Source organism: Rhodococcus sp. C-2 (assembly GCF_027854095.1).
GTDB classification, from domain to species: Bacteria; Actinomycetota; Actinomycetes; order Mycobacteriales; family Mycobacteriaceae; genus Rhodococcus_F; species Rhodococcus_F qingshengii.
Window position 1 is genome coordinate 223,225 of record NZ_JAQGFI010000008.1, and the last position, 23,375, is coordinate 246,599.

Annotated in this window: 20 protein-coding genes; all 20 read right to left on the reverse strand. The window is 59.2% G+C overall.

The window, feature by feature from the left end; genetic code table 11:
- Positions 1-17 precede the first annotated feature (17 nt).
- Entirely contained in the window at positions 18-986 is a 969-nt protein-coding gene (locus tag PCS43_RS18810) for a GDP-L-fucose synthase family protein (RefSeq protein WP_054187595.1), read from the reverse strand.
- The gene (gene gmd, locus PCS43_RS18815) at positions 983-2,014 is read right to left on the reverse strand and encodes a GDP-mannose 4,6-dehydratase (RefSeq protein WP_073512919.1); all 1,032 of its coding nucleotides are present in this window, start codon (positions 2,012-2,014) and stop codon (positions 983-985) included. The genes PCS43_RS18810 and gmd (PCS43_RS18815) overlap by 4 nt, the downstream gene beginning before the upstream one ends.
- Before the next feature lie 97 nt (positions 2,015-2,111).
- Entirely contained in the window at positions 2,112-2,906 is a 795-nt protein-coding gene (locus tag PCS43_RS18820; protein ID WP_054187549.1) for a WecB/TagA/CpsF family glycosyltransferase, read from the reverse strand.
- Positions 2,907-2,911: 5 nt separating this feature from the next.
- A complete protein-coding gene (locus tag PCS43_RS18825; RefSeq protein ID WP_209907886.1) occupies positions 2,912-4,078 on the reverse strand; it encodes a glycosyltransferase family 4 protein in 1,167 nt (388 codons plus the stop codon).
- The gene (locus tag PCS43_RS18830; protein WP_058038964.1) at positions 4,075-4,971 is read right to left on the reverse strand and encodes a glycosyltransferase family 2 protein; all 897 of its coding nucleotides are present in this window, start codon (positions 4,969-4,971) and stop codon (positions 4,075-4,077) included. The genes PCS43_RS18825 and PCS43_RS18830 overlap by 4 nt, the downstream gene beginning before the upstream one ends.
- A complete protein-coding gene (locus PCS43_RS18835) occupies positions 4,968-6,179 on the reverse strand; it encodes a hypothetical protein (protein WP_058038963.1) in 1,212 nt (403 codons plus the stop codon). The genes PCS43_RS18830 and PCS43_RS18835 overlap by 4 nt, the downstream gene beginning before the upstream one ends.
- Positions 6,176-7,387, reverse strand: a complete 1,212-nt coding sequence (locus tag PCS43_RS18840; protein WP_209907884.1) for a glycosyltransferase family 4 protein — start codon at positions 7,385-7,387, stop codon at positions 6,176-6,178. Before PCS43_RS18840 ends, PCS43_RS18835 begins: the two co-directional genes overlap by 4 nt.
- Before the next feature lies 1 nt (position 7,388).
- Positions 7,389-8,714 (reverse strand): O-antigen ligase family protein, encoded by a 1,326-nt coding sequence (locus PCS43_RS18845; protein ID WP_054831290.1) that lies wholly within the window; start codon positions 8,712-8,714, stop codon positions 7,389-7,391.
- Complete coding sequence (locus PCS43_RS18850) at positions 8,701-10,224, reverse strand: sugar transferase (RefSeq protein ID WP_054781086.1); 1,524 nt, start codon at positions 10,222-10,224, stop codon at positions 8,701-8,703. Before PCS43_RS18850 ends, PCS43_RS18845 begins: the two co-directional genes overlap by 14 nt.
- 875 nt (positions 10,225-11,099) lie before the next feature.
- Positions 11,100-11,471 carry a GNAT family N-acetyltransferase gene (locus PCS43_RS33480; RefSeq protein WP_116057106.1) on the reverse strand — a complete coding sequence of 124 codons (372 nt, stop codon included), beginning with the start codon at positions 11,469-11,471 and terminating at the stop codon, positions 11,100-11,102.
- A 344-nt stretch (positions 11,472-11,815) separates the two neighbouring features.
- Positions 11,816-13,261: a polysaccharide biosynthesis tyrosine autokinase gene (locus PCS43_RS18855; protein WP_007726623.1), complete on the reverse strand. Its 1,446-nt coding sequence runs from the start codon at positions 13,259-13,261 to the stop codon at positions 11,816-11,818.
- A gap of 639 nt (positions 13,262-13,900) precedes the next feature.
- Positions 13,901-15,226, reverse strand: a complete 1,326-nt coding sequence (locus tag PCS43_RS18860) for a UDP-glucose dehydrogenase family protein (RefSeq protein WP_007726621.1) — start codon at positions 15,224-15,226, stop codon at positions 13,901-13,903.
- Between the two features lie 52 nt (positions 15,227-15,278).
- The gene (locus PCS43_RS18865; protein ID WP_042452275.1) at positions 15,279-16,247 is read right to left on the reverse strand and encodes a GDP-L-fucose synthase family protein; all 969 of its coding nucleotides are present in this window, start codon (positions 16,245-16,247) and stop codon (positions 15,279-15,281) included.
- Positions 16,244-17,275, reverse strand: a complete 1,032-nt coding sequence (gmd, locus tag PCS43_RS18870) for a GDP-mannose 4,6-dehydratase (protein WP_181991934.1) — start codon at positions 17,273-17,275, stop codon at positions 16,244-16,246. The genes PCS43_RS18865 and gmd (PCS43_RS18870) overlap by 4 nt, the downstream gene beginning before the upstream one ends.
- A gap of 100 nt (positions 17,276-17,375) precedes the next feature.
- On the reverse strand, positions 17,376-18,440 hold the full coding sequence (locus PCS43_RS18875) for a polysaccharide pyruvyl transferase family protein (RefSeq protein WP_064443238.1): 1,065 nt from the start codon (positions 18,438-18,440) through the stop codon (positions 17,376-17,378).
- A complete protein-coding gene (locus tag PCS43_RS18880; RefSeq protein ID WP_209907882.1) occupies positions 18,433-19,644 on the reverse strand; it encodes a lipopolysaccharide biosynthesis protein in 1,212 nt (403 codons plus the stop codon). The genes PCS43_RS18875 and PCS43_RS18880 overlap by 8 nt, the downstream gene beginning before the upstream one ends.
- Before the next feature lie 70 nt (positions 19,645-19,714).
- Complete coding sequence (locus tag PCS43_RS18885) at positions 19,715-20,254, reverse strand: DapH/DapD/GlmU-related protein (RefSeq protein ID WP_064443236.1); 540 nt, start codon at positions 20,252-20,254, stop codon at positions 19,715-19,717.
- Positions 20,251-21,540, reverse strand: a complete 1,290-nt coding sequence (locus PCS43_RS18890) for a glycosyltransferase (protein WP_075832469.1) — start codon at positions 21,538-21,540, stop codon at positions 20,251-20,253. Before PCS43_RS18890 ends, PCS43_RS18885 begins: the two co-directional genes overlap by 4 nt.
- A gap of 17 nt (positions 21,541-21,557) precedes the next feature.
- A complete protein-coding gene (locus PCS43_RS18895; RefSeq protein ID WP_020968744.1) occupies positions 21,558-22,115 on the reverse strand; it encodes an acyltransferase in 558 nt (185 codons plus the stop codon).
- Entirely contained in the window at positions 22,112-23,287 is a 1,176-nt protein-coding gene (locus PCS43_RS18900) for a glycosyltransferase (RefSeq protein ID WP_082661466.1), read from the reverse strand. Before PCS43_RS18900 ends, PCS43_RS18895 begins: the two co-directional genes overlap by 4 nt.
- Positions 23,288-23,375 lie beyond the last annotated feature (88 nt).

A 23,375-nucleotide genomic window follows, 5' to 3' on the forward strand; every position in this document is an offset into this window, starting at 1 on the left:
TTGATGGGAAAAGTGATTCAGGTACGTACGGCACCGATGTTGTCGCGGTACCACGAGATCGTCGACGCGATTCCTTCGCGCAATCCGATTGTCGGCCGCCATCCGAGTTTCCGAATCATGCTCACGTCCAGCAGTTTCTGCATCGTTCCGTCCGGCTTCGAGGTGTCCCACCGCGTCTCTCCGGTGTATCCGACCTCCGTGGCGACTATCGAAGCGATCTCACGAATTGTGTGGTCCTCGCCGGTTCCGACGTTGACATGCGATGCACCGTCGTAGTTGTCGAGCAGATGCAGACACGCCGACGCCAAGTCGTCGACATGCAGGAATTCACGTCGCGGATTGCCACTCCCCCAGTTGACAACCGACTGGACTGCCGACGACTGCGCCTCGTCGTAACGCCGAACGAGGGCGGGAAGTACGTGCGATCCGTGCGGCGAAAAATTGTCTCCCGGGCCGTACAGGTTGGTGGGCATAGCTGAGATCCAGGGGCGACCATGCTGCCGCCTGGCAGCTTGAACATGGAGTATTCCCGCGATCTTTGCTATTGCATAGGCGTCGTTGGTCGGCTCGAGATGCCCGGTGAGCAGGTATTCCTCCTTGATCGGTTGCGGTGCCAATTTCGGGTAGATGCAAGATGATCCGAGGAACAGGAGACGCTCGACGCCGTGTGCGAGGGCAGCGTCGAGCACGTTCACCTGGATGCGCAGATTCTCCGACAGGAAGTCGACGAGGAAAGTGCTGTTCGCCGCAATCCCCCCAACTTTTGCTGCTGCGAGGATCACGTTGGTCGGCTTTTCGCGGGCGAAGAAATCGAAAGCAGCTTCCCGGTCACGTAGATCGAGTTCGGCCGACGTCTTTCCGAGCAACCTGGTGAAGCCCGCAGATTCCAGGTGTCGCCACACCGAAGAGCCGACCAGACCTCGGTGGCCGGCCACGTAGAACGGTGCGCCTCGATCGAGTGGTCGCGCTGCGAATGAATCACTCATCGCGTCGCCGACCAGTCGGGAAGTGCCGGAGTGTCGATCCACGGTCGCCCTTCGTGTTCGAGCGCTTCGATGTCTGCCTCGACCATGATCCGGGCCAGTTCGGGTGTGTGCACGCCGGCCTTCCAACCGAGTTTGCGCTCGGCATGACTCGGATCCCCGATCAGTGCGTCCACCTCGGTCGGCCGAAGATACCGTTCGTCGAATCGAACGTGGTTTTCCCAGTTCAGACCTGCATGTTCGAACGCGACGGTCAGGAAGTCGCGCACCGAGTAGTTGCCACCGGTGGCGAGCACAAAATCCTCAGGCTCGTCGACCTGCAGCATGCGCCACATTCCCTCCACGTACTCCGGCGCATATCCCCAGTCGCGAATCGCATCGAGATTGCCCATGTACAGTTGATCCTCGATACCTGCCTGGATGCGTGCGACCGCGCGCGTGATCTTCCGCGTCACGAATGTCTCACCACGCCTCGGGGATTCGTGATTGAACAGAATTCCGTTCACAGCGAAGATCCCGTATGCCTCACGATAGTTCTTGGTGATCCAGTACGAGTACACCTTCGCCGCACCGTAGGGCGAACGTGGGTAGAACGGTGTCTCCTCGTTCTGCGGTGGCGGTGTGGCACCGAACATCTCGGAACTCGACGCCTGGTAGAACCGGCAGTCGAGTCCGGCCATCCGAACCGCTTCGAGTAGTCGGATCGACCCGACGCCAGTGGTGTTCCCGGTGTGTTCGGGTTCGTCGAAGCTGACCCTGACGTGAGACTGCGCAGCGAGGTTGTACACCTCGTCCGGCTTGATCTGCGCGAGTAGTGTCACCAGGCGCGCTCCGTCACTGAGGTCACCGTAGTGAAGAAAAAGTCGAGCATCCGCATCGTGCGGGTCAACGTAGATGTGGTTGATCCTCGAAGTGTTGAACGTCGAGGATCGACGGATCAGTCCGTGAACCTCGTAGCCTTTGGAGAGCAGCAACTCGGCAAGGTAAGAGCCGTCCTGCCCCGTGATTCCGGTAATCAGTGCGCGTTTCATCCTGCGTTCCTTCCGTTGCGGGACAGCCCGCCTGATAGTTGCGAAACCACGGTTGTGGTCCGTAGTCCTCCGAATCGCTCGGCAGTCTTGATCTCGCTCATGCGCGTCCCCCCAAACGGCCGAAGACTTTTCGTATGTCACGTGATGCCAGCCGTATGAATGTCGAGTTACCGAACAGGTAGCGCCGCCACAGACGTTTGGGTTCGGATACAAGTCGATACAACCACTCGAAACCCGAGTTCTGGACGAAAGATGGTGCCTCCGAAACAGTTCCGGCCAAGAAGTCGAAGGCCGCGCCGACACCGACGGCCACGTAGTCGGTTCGATCCGCTATCGCCTTCGTGACAAAGTCCTGCTTCGGCGCACCCAGACCGACCCACACGATGTCCGGTGACGTCGGATCGACCTTCGCGATGATGTCGTCGACGAACTCCTTGCTGAACGCGGCAAACGGCGGGGCATATGTGCCGGCCACCTTGATTCCCGGGTATAACTCCTCGACTCGATCCGTCAAGAGACCCAACGTCTCTTCTGTCGTGCCGACAAAATGGTGACGAAGGCTGTAGCGGCGTCCCTTGTCCAGGGTGGCCTCGAAGAACGACGGACCCCGGACTGGTCGAACACCGACATGATCGGCGGTGCCGCCGATCAGGCGCATCACCCAGCTGACCGGGGTTCCGTCTGCGAAGTTCACACCGGGACCCTTCAAAACCGCGGAGTAGTCGCGATCACTGTGCGCCGCCGACACGCAGTAGGAATTCGACAACCTCACGGAGACTCCGGTTCCGGCTCCCTCTCGTCTGTCGTTGACCACCCAATCGGTAGCTCTCTCGAGATTGGTCGCGGCAAACGGAATGCCACCCACCTCGATGACCTCGAACGGACTGCTCATCTGTCTCACCACTTTTCCGAGTTCGTTTGTCGACGTTCATTGCACTGGCCGTAGCTGCGCGACAAGACCGATGTCAACCGGGACCGAGCCCAATCACGTTGCGGTTCAAAGAGAGAAAGCTCGGTCTCGACAATCGATCGAGCGATACGAGAGGCGAGAGTCGACGCCGGAGCAACCGGGATCGTCACGGCGTTCCTACCTGCCAGTGTCGGCACACCGCCGAGATCCAAACAGACCACCGGCAGGCCCACCGCAGCCGCTTCGGCCGCCACCCAGCCGCCCGAATCGTGCATGCTCGGGAAGAGCAGAGCGGAGGAGGCCCCCATCTCGCCCACCACTTCCGATCTGTCGCGCCATCCGCGAAGCGTGATCTGACCGCGCCGATACGGAAGCGACTTCTCGATCCGCCCGCGGGCGGGTCCCTCCCCGACAAAGGTCATGGACCACTCGGTACCCAGCTGCTCGAGCGCATCCAGAATCAGGTCGATTCCTTTGTATTGCAACAGTCTTCCTACGAACAAGAGTCTTCGTTTCGGTCTGGGTACCGCTTGCTTCTCGATTCCGTCGTAGCCCAGAACACAATTGGGTTGGACGACGACGTTGCGTGCCCGCGGTGCGCCACGTCCGCTGTCGGAGTTCATCGCGATGAAAGTGTCAACTCGTCCGGACATGAAGATGTGTGTCAGTGACCGAACGGCTTTCGTCGAGCAGGTTCGAACTACCGTGGATGCCAGATACCGCATACCGATGCGCTTGGCGAGCCGCATCGGCGGGTAGGTGTTGCCCCCAGCAGGCCCCCATACCAGTCGTACTCCGCCGGCTCCACCGAACAGCACCGGTGGGGGCAGCCAGTCGGAGGCGAAAGTTGCATGGTGCAGGACGTCGAAGTTTGCCGCTTCACGCCGAACGAACAGTGAAGTGTGCCAGAGCCATCGGAGGTATCGACCGTACGATCCGGCTTCTTCCGCGGGCAAAGTCGCTATTCGCACGACACGAACTTCGCAACCGAGCTGTTCACACTCTGATTCCAATGCGGGAGCCTCACCGGAGCGAGTCACCACCGTGATCGACTCACACAGTTCGGAAGCTGCCGAGAGAAGCGCCCAACCCGCACCGGACTCACTCCCCTGATTCGGATCGCAGGCGTATGCCGTCATCAACAACCGTGTCATCGCGCTACCACCAGCCTCTGTGCGCGCGGCGTCCGAGAATCGCTGCGGCTGAATCGCTCTGAGAACCAACCGATGTTGCGTGCACCGTTGTCGAGAACCACGCGCTTGATCCGTGGACTGATCAAGGCAACGGGGATCAACGTCGCCGACGCGAGGACGAGCAGAGCGCGTTTGGCACTCTGAGCCGCCAACAGTGGCAGCTCGAGCTGTCCCTGACAGACCGCGAGGATTCGTCCGTTGTTGACATACCGGGCGAAGAGCCAGGAATCCCGACGCCGATCCTCGCCTACCGGTTCGTACGCAAGCGCCTCGTCGCACCACACCAACCGGACACCGCCGGCGCTCATCCTGAGCGTGAACTCGGTGTCCTCGCCGCCAGGTAGATCCCAGTCGTCACTGAAGTTCAAGCCGTTCAAAGCCTTCAGGTCCAACAACAGATTTCCAGCGCCTGCAGACGCAACCGGGGTGCCGGTCGAATGGCGAACGCGAGTGTGCAATGGAAGTTCCGAGGCAGGCAGACCCACCGGAATCACAGGACCGGCCACAGCACCTGCGTCGAAATCTGCGGCGCAGGTGAGGAGATTCGACAGCCAGTCGACATCGACGTACTCGTCGTCGTCGACGAAGACGATGTAACGACGATCTCGTGCACGGGCGAGATCGACCAGCGCACGTCGCGCCGGAGATACCCCGCCGAATCCGAGATGCAGTCGTTCGATCCCGTCGGCAACATACGTCGGCGTGGTGGATTCCGGATCGTTGTCGCCTACTACGACCTGGGCGGAGGCACCGGAAGCCTGGATCGATGCCCGGACGCTGTCGATGCAGACAGCCAGTTCCGATTCACGACGGAAGGTCAGAATCGCCACTACGACGCCGCTGGGATTCTTCATGAGAGGTCAACTTTCGGTCGGGCGTCACGGTTCATCGAAACCAGCAGTGCGACGCTCGCGCTGACGCACGCCGACGCGGCCAATGCTCCTGCGACGGGTACGGCGCTGTCGGTCAGTCCCGCCCCGAGAACGATCAGAAACTGCAGAGGTAACAGCAAGGCGCGAAATCTGTTGAGGTTTCCCGTCTTGTCCACGACGCGGATCGACGTGCCGACTCCCAGCAGAATCCCGTTGAACGCCACCGCCAACCCGCACAGCAGAATGACCGGTATCAAGTTCGGAAAGTGCGACCCGACCAGATGATCCATCAATCGCACTCCCGAGAATCGAATCTCGAGCGTGAGACAGATCAGCGAAACGCAGATGATCGAAACCCAGAAGATCTGCAAGCCCACTCGGCGGCCGAGTGCCATGCACTCGCTCGGGCTCATCGCTTCGACACCACTGCCGAACTTACGCATCAGAATTGGCGAGATGCCCGCGAACATCAAGGACAGCGGACCGAGCAGTGTCTGGGCAGTTCTGATCTCACCGATCATCGAGATCGACGCCACCACAGTGAGTATCAAGAACATCGCCTGCTGCGCAGCTGATCCCATCAATATCTCGATCGCAAACGGCACGGATCTATATCGGTGAGTGCGCGAGTACCTGATCGACGGTACCGGCGGTACCAGACGCATGGATGCGTGACCGAGAGCGAGCGCGACGAAGACACCGACCGTATAGGTCACGAGTGCAAGTGTCAGATTCTCGACCAGGAAAGCTGCAATAAGGACGAACGAGAGTGTCACGATCTGTATCGACACAGAGATCCAACTCGCACCGTCGTGCATCAGCATCGTGCGTATCACGTCCAACACCACGAAACCAGCTGCAGCCAAGGCGTATACCGTGAGATTCATCGAGTCCGAGCCGGCGATCACGAACAGTGCCCACACCGATGTCACCGATACCGCCGCCAGCACGATCGTGGGCGCCAACGCCGGTCCACGCTCGTCGGACCCCGCCCCTCGCGACAGCCAGACGTCGACGCCGATCGCTCTCCCCAGTGCCAGTGCCAACAGACCCGCCGATTGAATCACGGCAACCTGGCCGACTTCGATCGGACCACCGAGTCGTGCCACCGAGGTGAGAACGACAAAAGTGAGGACGCTCGAAAGCCCTTGATCGGCCATGAATGTCACATGCCGAGTGCGATCTTTCACGATCTCACCTCGTCGATGAGCTCACGCATCGACGTCGCCGCTTTGCGCGATGTGAAGCGATTCGAGTAGTGACGATAAGCAGATCTGCGTATCGCCGATCGATCGTCCGCTCCGAAGATTCGATCGAGGGCCTCGCGTATCGACGACTCTTCCAAGGTATGGAGAGGCGTTCCGCCCGGTCCGACGATGTCCGCGAGTGCACCGTTGGTTGCGTAGATCACCGGGGTGCCAACCGACATCGATTCGATCGCAACGCGTCCGAACGGTTCTGCCCATTGAGACGGCACCACGGACGCCGCACTGTCGCGAAGTATCTCGATCACATCTTCGTGCGAAGTGAATCCGGCCAGCGTGACGTTGTCGAGAGCTGCGCTTATGCTGGAGATCTCGCCGTACTGCGGTCCGTCACCGAGAACTGTGAGCGAGGGACTTCCAGCGCCCTGCGGCCAGTTGCGCACCAAATCCAGGACGCCCTTCTCCGGTGTCAGTCGGCTGACGCACACAACCGAATCAGTGCTCCGAAACTCGGGTTCATTTTCTTCGAATCCGAAGTTCGGACGAACCACGACGCGGCCAGAACTGATCAGTCGTCCTTCGACCAGACGTGCTGTCATCGCGCTCGTTGCGACGAACCTGTGCTGCTTCCACCCAAAGACGCTCAGCTTGACCGCCGTAGCGCTCAGGTAGCAGACAAGGCTCTGCAGTCGGCTGTTTCCGTAGCATCCGTTGCGGACACAACTCGTGAAGTATTTGGTGGAACCGCATTCGGTGCACGTGCCATCTGCGCGCAACTTGGCTGACGGTGTGGCGAGGCGATAGTTCCGAACCGCCTGCAATGTAGGAATTGCGGCGGCTCTTGAGGCCACGAGCAACGAAGCCGAGAACGCCGGCCAGAGATTGTTCACGTAGATGACGTCGGGGCGCTCCGAACGGATGATGCGCAACGCATCGACGAGTACGCGAGGACTGAACACTGCGGTGACTGCCGCCCACGGTCCCCGGGAGATCTTGGAATTCTCGGTGGTGCACTGAACCGTCTCGTATCCGATCGATTTCAGGAGCTTGGATTCGTTGGCGAAGCTCTGCTCCTCACCACCCGGATTCCGATAGATCGCATGGAACATCAAGGCTTTCGGCGGCGTGAATCCACCGGTGGACGTCGGGTTCACTTCAGGCTTCGAACGCGCTACATCGAACGACTTGTACATCTCAGTGACCTCCTCTTCGCTCCGGAGCGAACCTGTACGCGTCGTTCTTGTCGGCACGAACCCCACGGATCGACAACTCGGCGTTGCCCGCACTGTGAGAGCGGTGGGTCGAGGGTCCGTACGGCGCCAGGAAGACCCATGCGATCAGCCACATGGCGCCGAAGAAGAGCGTCGACTCCGTCAAGTCCATCGAGAAGACGAGAACCATGATCGCGACGACGGCGATGTACTCCGTTCTGCTGCGGGCTCGCCCGAGCGCCGTGCTCAGAAGCAGGTAATAGCCGGCCAACAGCAGCAGGAATCCGATCCAACCGATCTGCAGCCGAATGTCGAGCATTCCGTTGTGTGCGCTGGTCGCCGGAAAGGACAGCTTTGACCGAATCATCTGCCCCACTGCACTGTCCGGCGCCCACACCGAGCCGAAGCCCCATCCGAGCAGAGGCCGCTGTTCGGCGTAGTAGTCGGATACCGTCCAGAGATGTAACCGGCCGGTCAGCGTGACATCTCGCGAGAGTAGCGCCGCGACATCGGGTCCGAGCACCTTCATCGCGCCGGACACCCCGAGGTACAGGCCGATGATCACAGTCGAGGCGAGGTGAGCGTTCGGTGTCCGTCGAAAGCACCTCAGAGCAAGCATTGTCGCCAGCGCAATCCCCGCAGCGACGAGACCGGTCTGGCTCCGGGCCTCGAACAACACGATGCCGGCGACAGCCAGCGCCGCCACCCACGGAATACGCTTGCCGTCGGGAAGCATGAGCATGACACCGACAAGTACAACTTCGATGGCAGCCATTCGTCCCAAAGTGTTCTTGTGCGTGAAGATTCCGCGATAAGCAACGGCGCGGGTGTCCACGTCGATGCCAGTCGAAGGATCGAGGAACACGACCATCAGCGACAGCACGAGAAGTACCAGCAAGGTGAGGGCAACAGTCCGCACTCGCACCGCGAAGGTCAACTCACGGGCGACGATGATTCCCGTGATCGCCAGGCACACGACGACGATGCCGGCGACGGCGGAGTTCCGGGGCAGTGTCGACCAGTACCAGCTGGTTGCCGGGACGCCGGCCGAGATCATAAGCGTGAAGACAGGCCACGTCGTATTGCGTGAGTATCGCCGGTCGAGGAAGTAGACCAACGCAAGTGTCGCCGAAAGAACGGCCGAACCGTGTACGAGCAACGATCCGAGCGCTGTCCTCTGCGTGTACGCCTGAAAGGCTCCGCTCGCGCCGATGACCGCGATCACCAATGCCGTTCGCAAGATCAGCGGATTGTTCGGTGCCTCATTTTCGCAAGGCGCCGGTACCGCCTTCTTGTCAGTAGGCGCCATCACTTCCCACCACCGCCTTGAGCGTCTTCGCGACGATCATGACGTCACCCATCATCGACCAGTTGTCGACGTAGGAAAGATCCAGGCGGACAGTGTCTTCCCACGAAAGATCAGAACGTCCGCTGACCTGCCACAGGCCGGTGACACCGGGCTTGACCAGTAGCCGACGACTGACCGCACCGTCGTACATCTCGACCTCGCGCCGAAGCGGTGGCCGCGGGCCTACAACGCTCATCTCACGCCGGAGGACATTGACGAACTGGGGCAACTCGTCGATCGAGTATCGGCGCATGAATCGACCGACCGTCGTCACACGCGGATCGTCTCGCATCTTGAAAAGCACTCCGGCGCCTTCGTTCTCCTTCATCAGCGCCGTGACCTGTGAATCCGCATTCTGGACCATCGAGCGGAACTTGAGCATGGGGAACGGCTGGCCGTCCAACCCCATCCGCTCGGACTTGTACAGAACGGGCCCCTTGCTCGTGAGCTTGACGGCGATCGCAGCCGCCAGTAGCACCGGACTGATCACGGCGAGTACCACGGTTGAGAAGACGATGTCGAAGGTCGTCTTCGTGAACTTCTGCGCGCCGTGATAGCGCGGACGCTCGACATGGATCAGCGGAAATCCAGCGACCGGGCGCATCGAGAGCCTCGGCCCGGACACATCCAGAATCCCTGGTGCAACAACAAGGTCCACATGATCGCGCTCGAGATCCCAGGCCAACGTGCGCAGCCTTTCCGGTCCGAACCGCTCCGACGCCGTCACTGCCACCGTGTCGGCACCGACCTGTTCGATCGCGTCGGTGACACTGTGCTCGTCTCCGAGCACCGGAATGTCCCGACCGTTCACTGTGACAACTTCGCCCACGTCTCCTCCGTAGCCGGGTACGCAGACTCCGACAACTCGGTATCCATGGGCATCGTCGCGCTCGAGGTTGCGTGCAAGATCGACAACCGCCCCTCGCACACCGACCACAAGTACGGCAGTTCGAAATTCACCTCGGGCTCGCTCACGAGCAATCACCCGTCGCCAGATCCAACGACTCGCGATCAAGGCGGTCAATCCCATCGGAAACGCCACGGCAAGGTACAGGCGCGCGATCTCCAGGTGAAGGAGAAGGCTGGCGATCGCAATCAGTCCGAACAGGCGGAGCGTTCCGACAGCGATCAATCGGTACTCTTCAGGGCCGCTTCCGATCACGCGAGGAGATCTGGTCCGAAATACCCTCAGTACGGCAAACCAGCCGATAATCAGGGCGAAAGACAGTGCGGTGTAGCTGAAATGGCCGAATGCTTCACCGTCGACGACATCCGCGTCGCTACCGAATCGCCACCATTGAGCCAGAAACACAACTGCCGCAACGATGATCGTGTCGGTGATCGCCAGACGACGAAGATACGCAGATTGCCATTTCCTGCGTGCGGAAACTCCACCGGCCCTCTCCGGCGTTACTCGTCGGTGTTGTTGTGGCCGCTCTTTCGTGGGCGCGGCCATCTCGAGAACCGTCATGTGTTCAGAAACCTTTCCCCATGCACAGAATTCGGCCTGAAGATGTTCACCGGCCGAGGTCCATCGGACCGCCTTGCCGATTCCCGAAACTTCGACAGCGAAGCAACTGCTCCGCATTGCTGCGTTCAGTGCGTATGGTCGCATTACGTGCGCCTTGCAGTTAACCCGGCGACTATTGTCAGGCCTCGGCCCAACTGTCGATTATTGCGGCATTGCCGCAGCTCACACCCCGTGATTGAAGCAGAGTCCACTAACAACCCAAACACAGGACGATCGGCGATTTCTCCTCGCCCGCTGACGTCACCGGCCTCGATATTGCCAGGACTCACATCTTGGCAACTCTTCGGCTAGCTGGTCAGTACCAGTGAGGAGTTTGCCACATTCCGGACAGCGTGGCAATAGCGCTTTCCGAAGTTCTTCCCGACGCCAGCATTGACGTCAGTTATTCACCCTCCGACAAGAAGGAGTGAACATTGCTCACCATTACCATTGCGTACCTATAGTTTTCATCGCCTAGCCCATTTGGGCTCCGCGTTTGGACGGAAACCAGCACGCGGTTGGTAAACACTCTGCAATCCATACTTTGATGCGCTCAGCATCCACTCAGCCCTGGACGATTGTTCGGCACTTCGCCTCTGGGCGTCTTACCTACTCCTGGCAGGCATTGCGCGAACCTACGATCGGGCGACACCGAGAATTCAGACATGCAAAAGGAGGAGTGTGAACCGCCAGCGATCGCCGGTGATGTCCTGAAATAGTTGCAGCACAGCCCAATTAGGGACATGCGAGTTGCGCAGCCGCTCGGCTGCAAAGCGGGGCGACTGCTACCGATGGCGATGGCTATGGCCATGGCAAACGTGTGTGGCCGTGTAGGGTCAACGGACGCTCGACACGCTCGTTCGCACCCAGTAGCGGAGCGTGTCTCTCGAACAACCGACATTGCGGGACAACTGATCAGCTGGGCGCACGCTCTCGAGTAAACCCCCGCACGCTTCGATTGCCTTACGCGAAACCGGGTTCCTTTCGTCGCAGGTAACCAGGACGCGACTGAGCCCCACCGGGTCGCCGACATACGCGAGCGCCTCACCCAGAGCAGTCGACGCTATCCCTTTCCGGCCCTCCGACCGACGGACCCGTGGCCGATATGACCACCGACATCGGCCAAGAACTCGTTCATGCTGAGTCGCAGCTGGCCGACAACCCCCGCACCCGCTGTCCAAATCCATCGAGGGATGCCAGATCGACATCTAGGCGTTGCGAAACTCTCGAGGCCGAATCGGGCTGGTCCGCCTGCGGTCCGCCACACTCGCTACGCGATTCCGACCAAGACGCCCAAGGCCCCGTCGGGCGCAACCAGATCGACAGTCATAGAGGCACTGGTCAAGCAGGGACAGCTCAGACCGCAGCGTCACATCCCGCATGCCCGTGCCTACCCAATTACTGCGACGGCCGATGAACCCGTATTCCGCACTGCGCGTCGCAGACTCAGAGGACCCGACTAGAGAATTGCGTCCGATTCACCACACAGAGAAGGGCCCTCGAGCATTGCTCGAGGGCCCTGTGAGGCGTCGGGATTTACCGTACGACCAGGTCAGATGACTGTCGACGTGACCTTTCGTTCGCCGACTGGATTGCTGTCCACGGACCCTTCCACGGCCACGTCAGCGACAACCGGATCGGAATCGTAGTAGTACTTGTACTCGTAGACACCACGACCGTTCAGCGGGGTCATCGTGATGACAGTACCGAGAATCGTCGCGCCCACACTGTGGAGATTGCCGACCGCCCTGCTCAGCTGTTCCCTCTTCGTCGTGCCGTGACGAGCAATCACTAGCGCACCGTCCGCCAGCGCTGAAAGAACTGCAGCATCCGTAACCGGAAGCAACGGCGAGGCGTCGATGATGACGTAGTCGAACCTTCTGCGGAGATCGGTAAAGACCGCATGGGCAGTGTCAGTGCCCAGAAGTTCGCTCGGGTTCGGGGGAATCGGACCTGAGGCAAGAACCGTCAGGTCAGCATTGCTCGTGACTTGAAGTACGTCGTCGAGATCTGCTTGCCCGGCCAGGACCGAGCTCAGACCAACGCTTCCGATAAGTCCCAGATACTTCGAAACGCGAGGCTTACGGAGGTCACCTTCTACGAGACACACCTTCTTGCCTGCCTCGGCCAACACGAGTGCGATGTTCACCGCAGTCGTGGTCTTTCCCTCGGAGGGAAGAGAACTCGTAACGACGATGACACTCGGTGGGCGATCCACGGCCAGGAACTGCAGATTGGTTCGCAGCTCGCGGTACGCCTCGGCACTTGCGGAGTTGCCCTCGTGGAAGTTGATCGCTTGATGAACTTCGCGTTCCTTGTCGAACGGAATTGTTCCCACCATCGCCGCGCCGGCGATGTCTTCGACCACCTTGCGCTCTTTGACGGTGTTGTCCAGGCGATCACGCACCACAGCCAACCCGATCCCCAGCAGAAGCCCGATCGCGGCACCGAGCGCCACGTTCCGCGAAGTCTTCGGCGACACCGGTTCCGCGGGAGTTTGTGCTCGCTGTTCGACAACGACGCGCGCAGGTGCTGTGCCACCATTTGCGGGCGTACCCAGATCTTTGACCATCACGACAAACTCGTCCGAGAGCGCATTTGCGATTTCACGTGCCAGTTCAGGCGACGCATCTTGCACGCTCAAATCGAGCAGTACTGTATCCGGCGCCGATGTGGCGGTCACCTTGGACGAAATCTCCGCAGCGGAAAGCCCGCCGAGTCGATCGGGCCCGACTGAATCGATCGTTCTCTGTGCCAGTGTCTCGCCGGTAAGGAGCTTGGCGTAGGAAGTGACCAACTGCTGTGAGAGCTGGTTACCTTGGTAAGCCTCGTTCACGGTTGTTCCGGTAGAAGTCGACACGAACAGGCGCGTGGAAGCCTGGTAGATCGGCGTGGCAATCAACGAGGCGCCCAATGCGCCCAAGATCACGACCACAGTGACGACAGCGACTATCTTCCACCGTGCCTGCAAAATCTTCAGGTAGTCCCGTACATCCATCGTCGAATCTCCTTCGGCTCGAACACGTATCACGTCTTCGAGTAGTAATCGACAGCCGCTGTCGAGCCGCTGCACTCAATGCAGGCTGAACGAGGCAGCCAATCTTCTATCGCGTGTCCCTGCGTCACAGCGCGAGGTATTTGCCGAAACAGCCAGGGGGGAGAGGCCTTCACGGCATCTCACACATCTCACTTCCTGGCCGATGCATGATCGGGAAGTGGCGAACACGCGACACTGACAAACCCGCGACACTGACATCGGGCCCACTCACACATCGCGCAGAGCAGACACAACGTGCAGCCAGGCTGAACTCTACTGCGTCATTGGTCTTTTCACCACCGCAACGGAGCCTCGAAACTTCCTAGACATCGTCAGTCGACTGTGCCGACCATGAAAGGGTCACATACCACAGCGGGCCGTAGGACCAACGTCCGTCGACGACCAACTACGCAACTTGCCGACGGAAGTTGATGCATACCAACCGAACAAGGCAACATGCCCCTCACCCTGTGATGCACGAGCGGCTATCCCAGCATCTCCCCCGGCCACAGCTCGCTCGCTGACGGACTTTGGTCCCGGGCACACGGCCACTTCCCCTCGATGCCTACAACACCCACCCTCCGTGAAGGTTTCACCGGTTTACGGCCTTCCGAGACCTCGGTAGGTCCACCCTGCGTCGCGCCAGGTGGTCGGTTCCAGACAGTTACGTCCGTCGATGATGACCTTCTTGCGGACGACAGGTTCGAGGTCCGACGGCAACAACTTTCGAAACTCGGCCCACTCGGTCAGAACCAAGACGACATCAGCGCCTGCACACGCTTCAAGTGCGCTCGAAGTGTAAGTGAGGGTGGGGAACAACGCCTTCGAGTTTCCCATCGCCTTCGGGTCATAGACATTGACGGCAGCGCCTTGCAGCTGAATCTGCCCGGCAACGTTCAGCGCAGGTGAGTCGCGCACGTCGTCGGAGTCAGGCTTGAAGGCTGCACCGAGAACCGCCACATTGGCTCCGAGTAGAGAACCACACGCTTCTCGAGCCAGTTCGACCATCCGAGTACGACGACGCATGTTGATATTGTCGACTTCGCGTAGGAATGTGAGTGCTTGATCTGCTCCCAGCTCACCAGCACGTGCCATGAAAGCACGGATGTCCTTCGGTAAGCAGCCCCCACCGAAACCGATTCCGGCGTTGAGGAATCGCCTACCAATTCTCTCGTCATGGCCGATGGCATCGGCAAGAACGGTCACATCCGCACCTGAAGCCTCGCACACCTCCGAGATCGCATTGATGAACGAGATCTTCGTTGCCAGAAATGCATTGGCTGATGCTTTGACCAACTCCGAAGTCGCAAGGTCGGTCACAACAAAGGGAATACCTTCGTTCAAGAGTTGCTCGTACACTTCACGCGCAATCGATTCCGCACGTCCGGGTCGATTGCGGTCGACCCCGAGCACAAGCCGGTCCGGGTGAAGCGTGTCTTTCACCGCGTAGCCTTCCCGGAGAAATTCCGGGTTCCACGCCACCTCCACGTCTTGTCCGGCAGGCGCCAGTTCCCGTGCCCGCGCACCCAATCGCTCTGCTGTACCGACTGGCACAGTTGATTTCCCGAAGATTACGGTCGGCCTGGTCAAGAGGGGTGCGAGTGTCTCGATCACCGAATCGACAAATCGCATGTCGGCCGCGAACTCACCCTTCTTCTGCGGCGTACCGACGCCGAGGAAGTGGATGTCGGCGAACTCTGCGGCCTCCTCGTAGGAAGCCGTGAATCGAAGACGTCCCGCGGCTATGTTGCGGCGCAGTACTTCCTCGAGTCCCGGTTCGTAGAAAGGAACCTCCCCAGCTTCGAGCATAGCGAGCTTGTTCGGATCAACATCCACCCCGAGAACCTCGTGACCCAACTCGGCCATGCAAGCTGCGTGTGTCGCCCCGAGGTAGCCTGTGCCGAATACCGCAATACGAGAAGTCATAACGATGTCTGCCTGTCGAAGTCGAGTTTACGTCGAATAATGCTGTAGTACTTCATGTCCTGATCGAATCGACGTTCTGTCGATACCACTCCACGGTCGATGCGATCCCCGCACGAAGATCAATCTTGGGCTGCCACCCCAAATCTCGAAGCTTCCCGATGTCAAGCAACTTCCGCGGCGTCCCGTCAGGTTTCGAATGATCCCATTCGATCTCGCCGTCGAACCCGATCTCGTCCGCCACGATCGCAGAGATCTCCGCGATGCTCTGGTCCTCGCCTGTACCAACATTGACGTGTTCTGCTCCGTCATAGTGGTCGAGCAAATGAAGGCAGGCATCCGCCATGTCGTCGACGTGGAGAAACTCTCGCCTCGGCGTCCCGCTGCCCCAGTTCACGACTGAAGCAGCTCCATCACGGCGCGCGTCGTCGAAGCGTCTGATGAGGGCTGGCAGCACATGAGAGCCCTTGGCAGAGAAGTTGTCACCCGGGCCGTAGAGATTGGTCGGCATCGCGGCGATCCACGGACGCCCGAACTGCTTTCGAACAGCCTGTACCTGCAGGATTCCCGCGATCTTGGCGATGGCATATGCATCGTTCGTCGGTTCCAAATGACCGGTCAGCAAATATTCTTCGCGAATCGGTTGAGGAGCGAATTTCGGGTAGATGCAGGATGATCCGAGGAACAGCAGGCGATCTACGTCGAACTCGGCCGCCGCGTCCATCACGTTCACCTGGATGCGAAGGTTGTCGGAGATGAAGTCCACCGGCAGTGTGCTGTTCGCCAGTATCCCGCCCACCTTGGCTGCCGCGAGGACCACGTTCTTCGGCCTCTCGGCGGCGAAGAACTCGAACACGGCACCGCGGTCGCGAAGATCGAGTTCGGCGGACGTGCGACCGACAAGGCGATTGAAACCGTCGGCCTCCAAACGACGCCAGATCGCTGAACCCACGAGTCCACGATGGCCCGCGACGTACACCGCATCGTTCCGATCGAGGGACTTCTGCGCGTACTCCCCCGTCATCGGGCATGCTCCCAATCCACCAGGTTCGGGCGGTCGATCCAGGGCTTGCCCTCACACTTCAGAGCCTCTATGTCCGCATCGACCATGATTCGAGCCAGCTCGGGGGTATGTACAGTCGCCTTCCAGCCGAGCTTCTGCTCCGCCTTACCTGCATCTCCGATCAACGCGTCTACTTCCGTCGGCCGCAGATAGCGCTCGTCGAAGCGCACATGATCTTCCCAGTTCAGACCCGCGTGCTCGAAGGCCACCGTCAGGAAATCCTTGACCGAGTAGTTACCGCCTGTCGCGAGCACGTAATCGTCCGGCTCGTCGGCCTGAAGCATCCTCCACATTCCCTCCACGTACTCCGGCGCGTAGCCCCAGTCGCGGATTGCATCGAGATTACCCATGTACAAATCGTTTTCCAGGCCGGCCTTGATCCGCGCCACCGCTCGCGTGATCTTGCGAGTTACGAATGTTTCGCCTCGCCGCGGAGATTCGTGGTTGAACAGAATTCCGTTCACGGCAAAGATCCCGTACGCCTCGCGGTAGTTCTTGGTGATCCAGTACGAGTACACCTTCGCCGCACCGTACGGCGATCGCGGATAGAAGGGAGTCTGCTCGTCCTGCGGAGGCGGTGTCGCACCGAACATCTCGGAGCTGGACGCCTGGTAGAACCTGCATTCGAGACCAGCCATCCGGACTGCTTCGAGCAGCCTGATCGACCCGATTCCCGTCGTGTCACCGGTATGTTCGGGCTCGTCGAAACTTACCCGTACATGTGACTGCGCTGCGAGGTTGTAGACCTCGTCCGGGCGTATCTGTGCGAGAAGAGTGACCAAACGCGCCCCGTCGCTGAGATCTCCGTAATGAAGGAACAGTTTTGCATCCGGCGTGTGGGGATCCACATACATGTGATCGATTCGAGCCGTATTGAACGTGGACGATCTACGAATAAGTCCGTGGACCTCGTATCCCTTGCTCAACAACAGCTCGGCCAGGTATGAACCGTCTTGGCCTGTAATTCCGGTAATCAGTGCACGTTTCACTTGAAACTCCGTCCTCGAAGCAGATACTTGTCTGCGAGTAGTCATCGGCCGAATTGTGTTGTGTGGGAGCAGCGAACCCACAACCAGAACTGAGAAACCCTCACGGCATTACTGCCTCCTTGATCCGCGATCTCAGATCCTCCAGTTCCGCGGCAGCGGAGTCCATTCCGCGAGAGATTCGGGTAGATTCGTCGTGCCCTAGATTCAAGCTGCCACCCGTCGCATCGTCCATCCAGGAGGCCTGCGGTGCGAGTACCGGTTCCAGCGAATCCCTCAGCTTCGGTACCGAACTACTACCCGACATCACCGGTATCGATCCGCCTCGAGCGCTCAGGATCAAAACATGGAGGCGGTCACTGACGGTTACGGCGGCGCGCTCGTACAGGGCGCGGACAGCCGACTCCTGTTGCCGATGGGTCGTGTCATCGTCCCATCCCACGTAGGGAATACCCAGCGTCGCAGCAACTTCGCGGTTGTGGCTGTCGTCCTCGACAACCTGGCAACAGGCCATCAAATCCAAACCATTTGCCGAGAACTGACTTTGGATCGACCGAAGGGACGCGTAGTTCACCGGTCGGTCATGCCGAAGTGAAAGCAAGGCTATTTCTCGGCGCGCAGATTCTCGGCCAGCAGACTTCGCTCCGTCGGATACACCGGCCCCGAACGCGAGATCGGGATAGAACCGACTCTTACCTCGCAGGTACTCACACGTCCTTTTGTCACGTGCCGCGTAGACGTCGGCTACGCCGACGAGGATCTTCTCGGGTACTGCCGCCATTGGGCTTCGTACCTCGATCGACCGTCCCAAAACGAGGACTCGTGTACCGAACATGCGAAGCACCGCAAAGACTGTCACCAACAACGAGTGCTTGACGACGCTTGCTGCTGATGCCCCCAGAACCGCCGGCCCAGGTGCCATCACGATCACTGCCCGCTTTCGGCGCACTGTATCGGACAAAATCGCTCGCCAGAAGTTGATACCCGAATCCATCACCTCGTCGGTTGGTTCCCAATCGAAGGCATCGACGTACTCCGCGCTCATACTGCCCGAAAATACAACGGGTCTGAACCCCAGTTCACGCATGTAGTCGACTGCTGTTCGGCGTATCTCGATGTCACCCAGATTGCCCTGAGCTGCTGCGATACTCATGAAGAACCTACGCATGGGGATCCCTCCTCATTGCAACGACAACGACACAGGTCAGCAATGCGGTTTGAAGTACATAGCTGAGCGAGAGCGACCACCCCGCTCCGAGCGCCCCGTAACGGGGGGCAGCCAGCACGATTCCGACGAGGCAGATCAAGGTGCTCACAACCGTTATGTAGGAGACGATTTCAACTCTGCCCGTACCTTGCAGGATCGCATTCAATTGGGACGAGATCGCTGCGAAGATCAAACTGAAGCAGACGACCTGCATTACCGGTACCGCGTCTACGTACGCATCGCCCAAAATCGGTGGAACGAGTACAGGGATGACAGCTGCGATCACACCGAAGATCACCGCGCTTGCGATGCATACGTACATCGCGGGTCGCAGAATGCCCTGGGTGATTCGCCCGGTCGTCGAGCGCGCCGCCGCAGGCATGAGAACTGCCGCAAACGATGTGGGAATCAGCCGCAACGGAGTGGTGATACGACTCGTCACGCCGTAGATTCCGGAGACGGCCGGTGACGTGACAAGTCCAACCAGCAGTACGTCGAAGTTGCGCGTCTGAGTAGCAACGGAATTCAACCAGAAGTGCGAGGACTTGCCGATGATCGACTTGTACGAGCGTCTCGATCTGACACGAGTGATCGCCGGTCCGAGCCGAATGGCCACGAAGACAGCGATCATCGAAGAGAACGCGAGGCCCACGGAATACCAGAACACTGCGTCGACTCCTGCGAGCCAAGCGGCCGCAACAAAAACGAGAGCAAGTGCTCGCCGGAGGAGCAACGACACCGCGTTCTGCCAGGTATTCCCGTCAGCGAGTGGTAGCGAGAGCAGCGTCTCGACGTAATTGTCCAGAACAACCCAAGCTGTCAACGGCACTACGAACCAAAGCTTCGGCTCGAAGACCGCGGCTACCGCCGCGGTAAATGCCAGCAATGCACCGACGGCCAGGTTGGCGCGGCGCGAGAACTCCAAGGTCGACGCGATGAGGGGTTCCTGGTCACCCAACGCACGGATCCGAACCAGAAATGGGGTGAACCCGAAGTTCAGAGTGGTCTGAAGCACCAGTCCGACACCATAAGCCGCAGCGAAGATTCCAAAGCCGGACGGACCGGAGATACGCGCGAGTAGGACCATACTCAGTGCCTGAATCAACGCACCGACAAGACGTCCGCCGGCGATTCCCGTAAACTGAACCACCAAGGGGTTCGTCATCACCTTCATGTTCCACCACCCGGGCACTCGAACGCGTGCGGAACCCCGTCGCAGCGCGGTCGTGCGCCCTTCATGGTCGTCCGATCGACGAAACCGGGGCGCGGACGATCGAACTCGCCGGAACATCGGATGTAACAAGGCAATTTGCGCCGATAACCGAGTGGTCACCGACCGACGTGCCGCGGAGAATTGTGGACCTGGCCGCAATCCACACTCCGTTGCCGATGACGATCGGTCCGTTGTCGAACTCGAAAGTCCGTGACTGTCTGCTGTGACTGCCCGCGCACAGAAAGACGTCCTGCGAGACACAACTGTTCGACCCGATACTCACCGGTTCGAGATTGAGGATCCATGCTCCCTCACCCACCCAAGTGTTATCACCGATCGACAGTTTCCACGGCCAATGGATCTTCACGCCGTGCCGAATCAGGACTCCATCACCGATCTCAGCGCCGAACAGTCTGAGAATGGCAACTCGTATGCGTGCCGGCACGAACCAGGCCCGGAACAGTGGTGCCACCGCGAGCCAGGCGACCTGCACTGATGCCGGACGTCCCTTGTCGTATCCTGCCCCGGTGAATTCGCCGAGGGAGAGCTGCGGGTGTGTCATCGCGCTCGGGCTTGCGTCGGTCGAGTCGGCAAACTGTCTCGATTGATGAGTCCGTCGAAGAGGTCACCGAACGCGGTGGTGGCAGAGCCGGGAGACAAGGTTTCGTGCACGTACTCCCCCCCGTTTCGCGCGAGTTGAGCGGCACGGACGGGGTCGGAAACCAGCATCTCTATTTCACGTACCAATGCTTCCGGATTTCCGGCGTCAACACGTACTCCCGCCCCGGACAGGGCGATCTCCTCGCCGGAGGCACTGTCCGAAGATGTAGCCGCGACGACAGGTACCCCTGAAGCGAAATACGATGTAAGTTTGCTCGGAACGGCCATACTGCGAAGATCGGCCAACTCGTTGAGAAGTAATGCGTCCGCTGCTCGCAGCACATCGGTGAAGTCCTCGCCGCCAACAGGATCCATGAATTCGATCCCGGTGCATCCCTCGGACAGCTCTTCGAGATGGGCCCGCTGATTCCCATCCCCCATCAGTACGAATTTGATGTCGGACTGGCGCGGCCCAAGTAAATGCGCGGCGTTCACCACATTCTCGAGCCCTTGCTTTGCACCCATATTGCCGGCATGCAGAACTATCTTCTGTTCCGGCCCCCAGCCCAATCGCTTTCGCGAATCTTCTCGGGTGCAGGCAGACTGGGAGAGATCCAGGTGGGTCCAGTTCCTGATGACTGTGACGCTGCTCGAGTCGACTCCGAGGTTGTCCTGCGCATGCTTCGCGAACCGCGGGTGGATCACGACGACGTGATCGGACTTTCGCAAGATCCAGGATTCGGCTCGATCGACGAGAGACGACAGGCCTCCGCTCAGCTGACCGGTCTCGGACGCGCCCAGTCCGTAGAAGTCCTGCACCCACAGCACCACGGGTGTGCGCGATCGAAGGAGCCTGGTCCTGATGACAAATGCCGCCGAGGACAAAAGTGTAGGACTTAAACACAGTATGAGGTCTGCTCGATGGAAAAGAGTCGCCCAGGTCGCCCTCAAAGCGAAACTTGCCTCCATCAGAATTCTTCGCAGGAAGCTGGGATTCCGGGGGATGTAATGACGAAGTCTTTGAACCGTCAGATTTTCTGACTGCTCTACGGAAGACAGACCTGAGAAGCCATCCATCTTTCGCCAGAATGGATAGTGCGGATACCCTGTCACTACCCTGACGTCAGCACCGGCATCCGCTATCGCATTTGCCAAACCCTCCGTGTACGGAGCGATACCGGTTGGCTCAGGAGAATAGTTGATTCCCACGATCAGGATTTTATTTCCCTGATTATCCATCGTGCTCATTTCCCTTTTCAGCTAACTTAGGACGGCAGTCCGTGAACAGCTTGCAGGTGTGCACTTCTCTGCGTGTCACTCTCGAATCGTTCGGCGACTTTCCGTGCCGGAACTCCGACATTCACCGAGAAACTCTCGACGTCGTTCGTCACGACCGAACCGGCTCCGATAACCGCACCGTCACCGATCTTCACACCGCTCAATATCACCGAACAGGCGCCTATCCATACGTCTGTTCCAATTTCGACAGAATCGCGTGCACCAGGCTGACGGTCCCCCACCCACGTCGACGCGAGCATCGGAATACCCACCTCGTCGATCGCGTGGTCTTCGCGCCCCACGATGTAGACGTTCATTCCGATCATGACGTGGGATCCGATGGAGCCGTCTACCTGAATAACGGTTCGGGGTCCGACGCTGACATTATCGCCGATATTCAGCCGGTGAGGCGCACTGATGATGGCTCCACGGCCGGCGTTGAAGTCGCGCCCTACTGAAACATTCCCGTTCGATATTGCGAGTCCATTCATTATTCCGCGAAGGGCTCGCCTGACACCTGACGGTAGGCGTGATCGGTTGCTCATCGTACGACCATCTCCTTGGGCCATCCCTCATTGTCGAATTCGACGACCTGACCTCGCAACGCAGCAGAGATCCCCGATGCCATGGTTTCGGCGGAATAGAGATCCCCTACCTTCGCTGAAACTTTCTCCGCTGGAACGGGATTGGAGACAAGATGCAAGAAGTAGTCTCGCAGCGCCGCAGCCAGCGACTCCTCGGTCGTCGGTGAGTAACTCTGCATAGGACCGACAGCAGCAAGTTCGATCTCGGGGGCGTGCGGGGCGTCCTCGGGGTACAGCATCGGGACTCCGAATCCCAAACTCTGAGTGACACTCAACCCGACGTATCCGGGAGAGATCGACATGATTGAGCGTGCGTAGATTTCAGCAAGTTCGATCGGACTTTCAATGCGTCCGTGTACCACAACGGACTCTTCCAGACCTAAATCGAGAATTTGCCGTTCTATCGTTTCCACCGCATTGCCGAAACCCACGATTTCCAACACGGCACCCTCGTCGACGAGGCCTGATTGGTGGAAAGCCGGAACCAATTGATCGACGTTCTTCTCGGCAACCAATCGGCCGACATAGACAATTGATTTACGCGATTCACCGGTGTTACCAGCGTTGATGTCAGCGCGTTTGTACAAAGAATTGGGTGCAACCCAAACTGGTTGGCCTGGAACCTCGAGCTTGGCTGGGACCACACTGGCGTACCCGTAAAGAATGGTCCCCTGAGACAAGCGGCGCATCGTTCTCCGAAGGAAAGCCGTCTTCGACGAAGAACCTTGCCTGGGATGCAAATGGCCCCAAAGAAGAGTACGGCGACGCGCTATTCGTCGAAGGACCAAAATACTCCACGATGTGAGACTACGGGGGTTCAAATCCAGGATAGTCACGGACGCTGAAAGCGGATTTTTCCAAGAACCCACCTGAAGAAGAACCTTGTCACCGAAGATTCCGATCCGTCGAACGCGGTCGTAGAAATCCGTGTCGATTCCAGTTCGTACCGTGGAATCCAACCCGTAGTCCGAAGCCAGAATATCGAGATTTCCTTCCTCCATCTCACGCAACACCTCGATGCACGGATTCCGATACGTTGGAATCACCGCCAAATACATCGAGTATTTTTTTGATGACATCGAGCCTGCTCCCCCAAAGTTCTCATCGAGCACCACCGATTGGCCAGTGTGCATTGCGCAGTTCCCTTACTTCGGATCCCAGGCAGGGTTCGCCGGGAATGGCGAATCGGATTCGCGATACGAATACGAAAGACTGACTGAC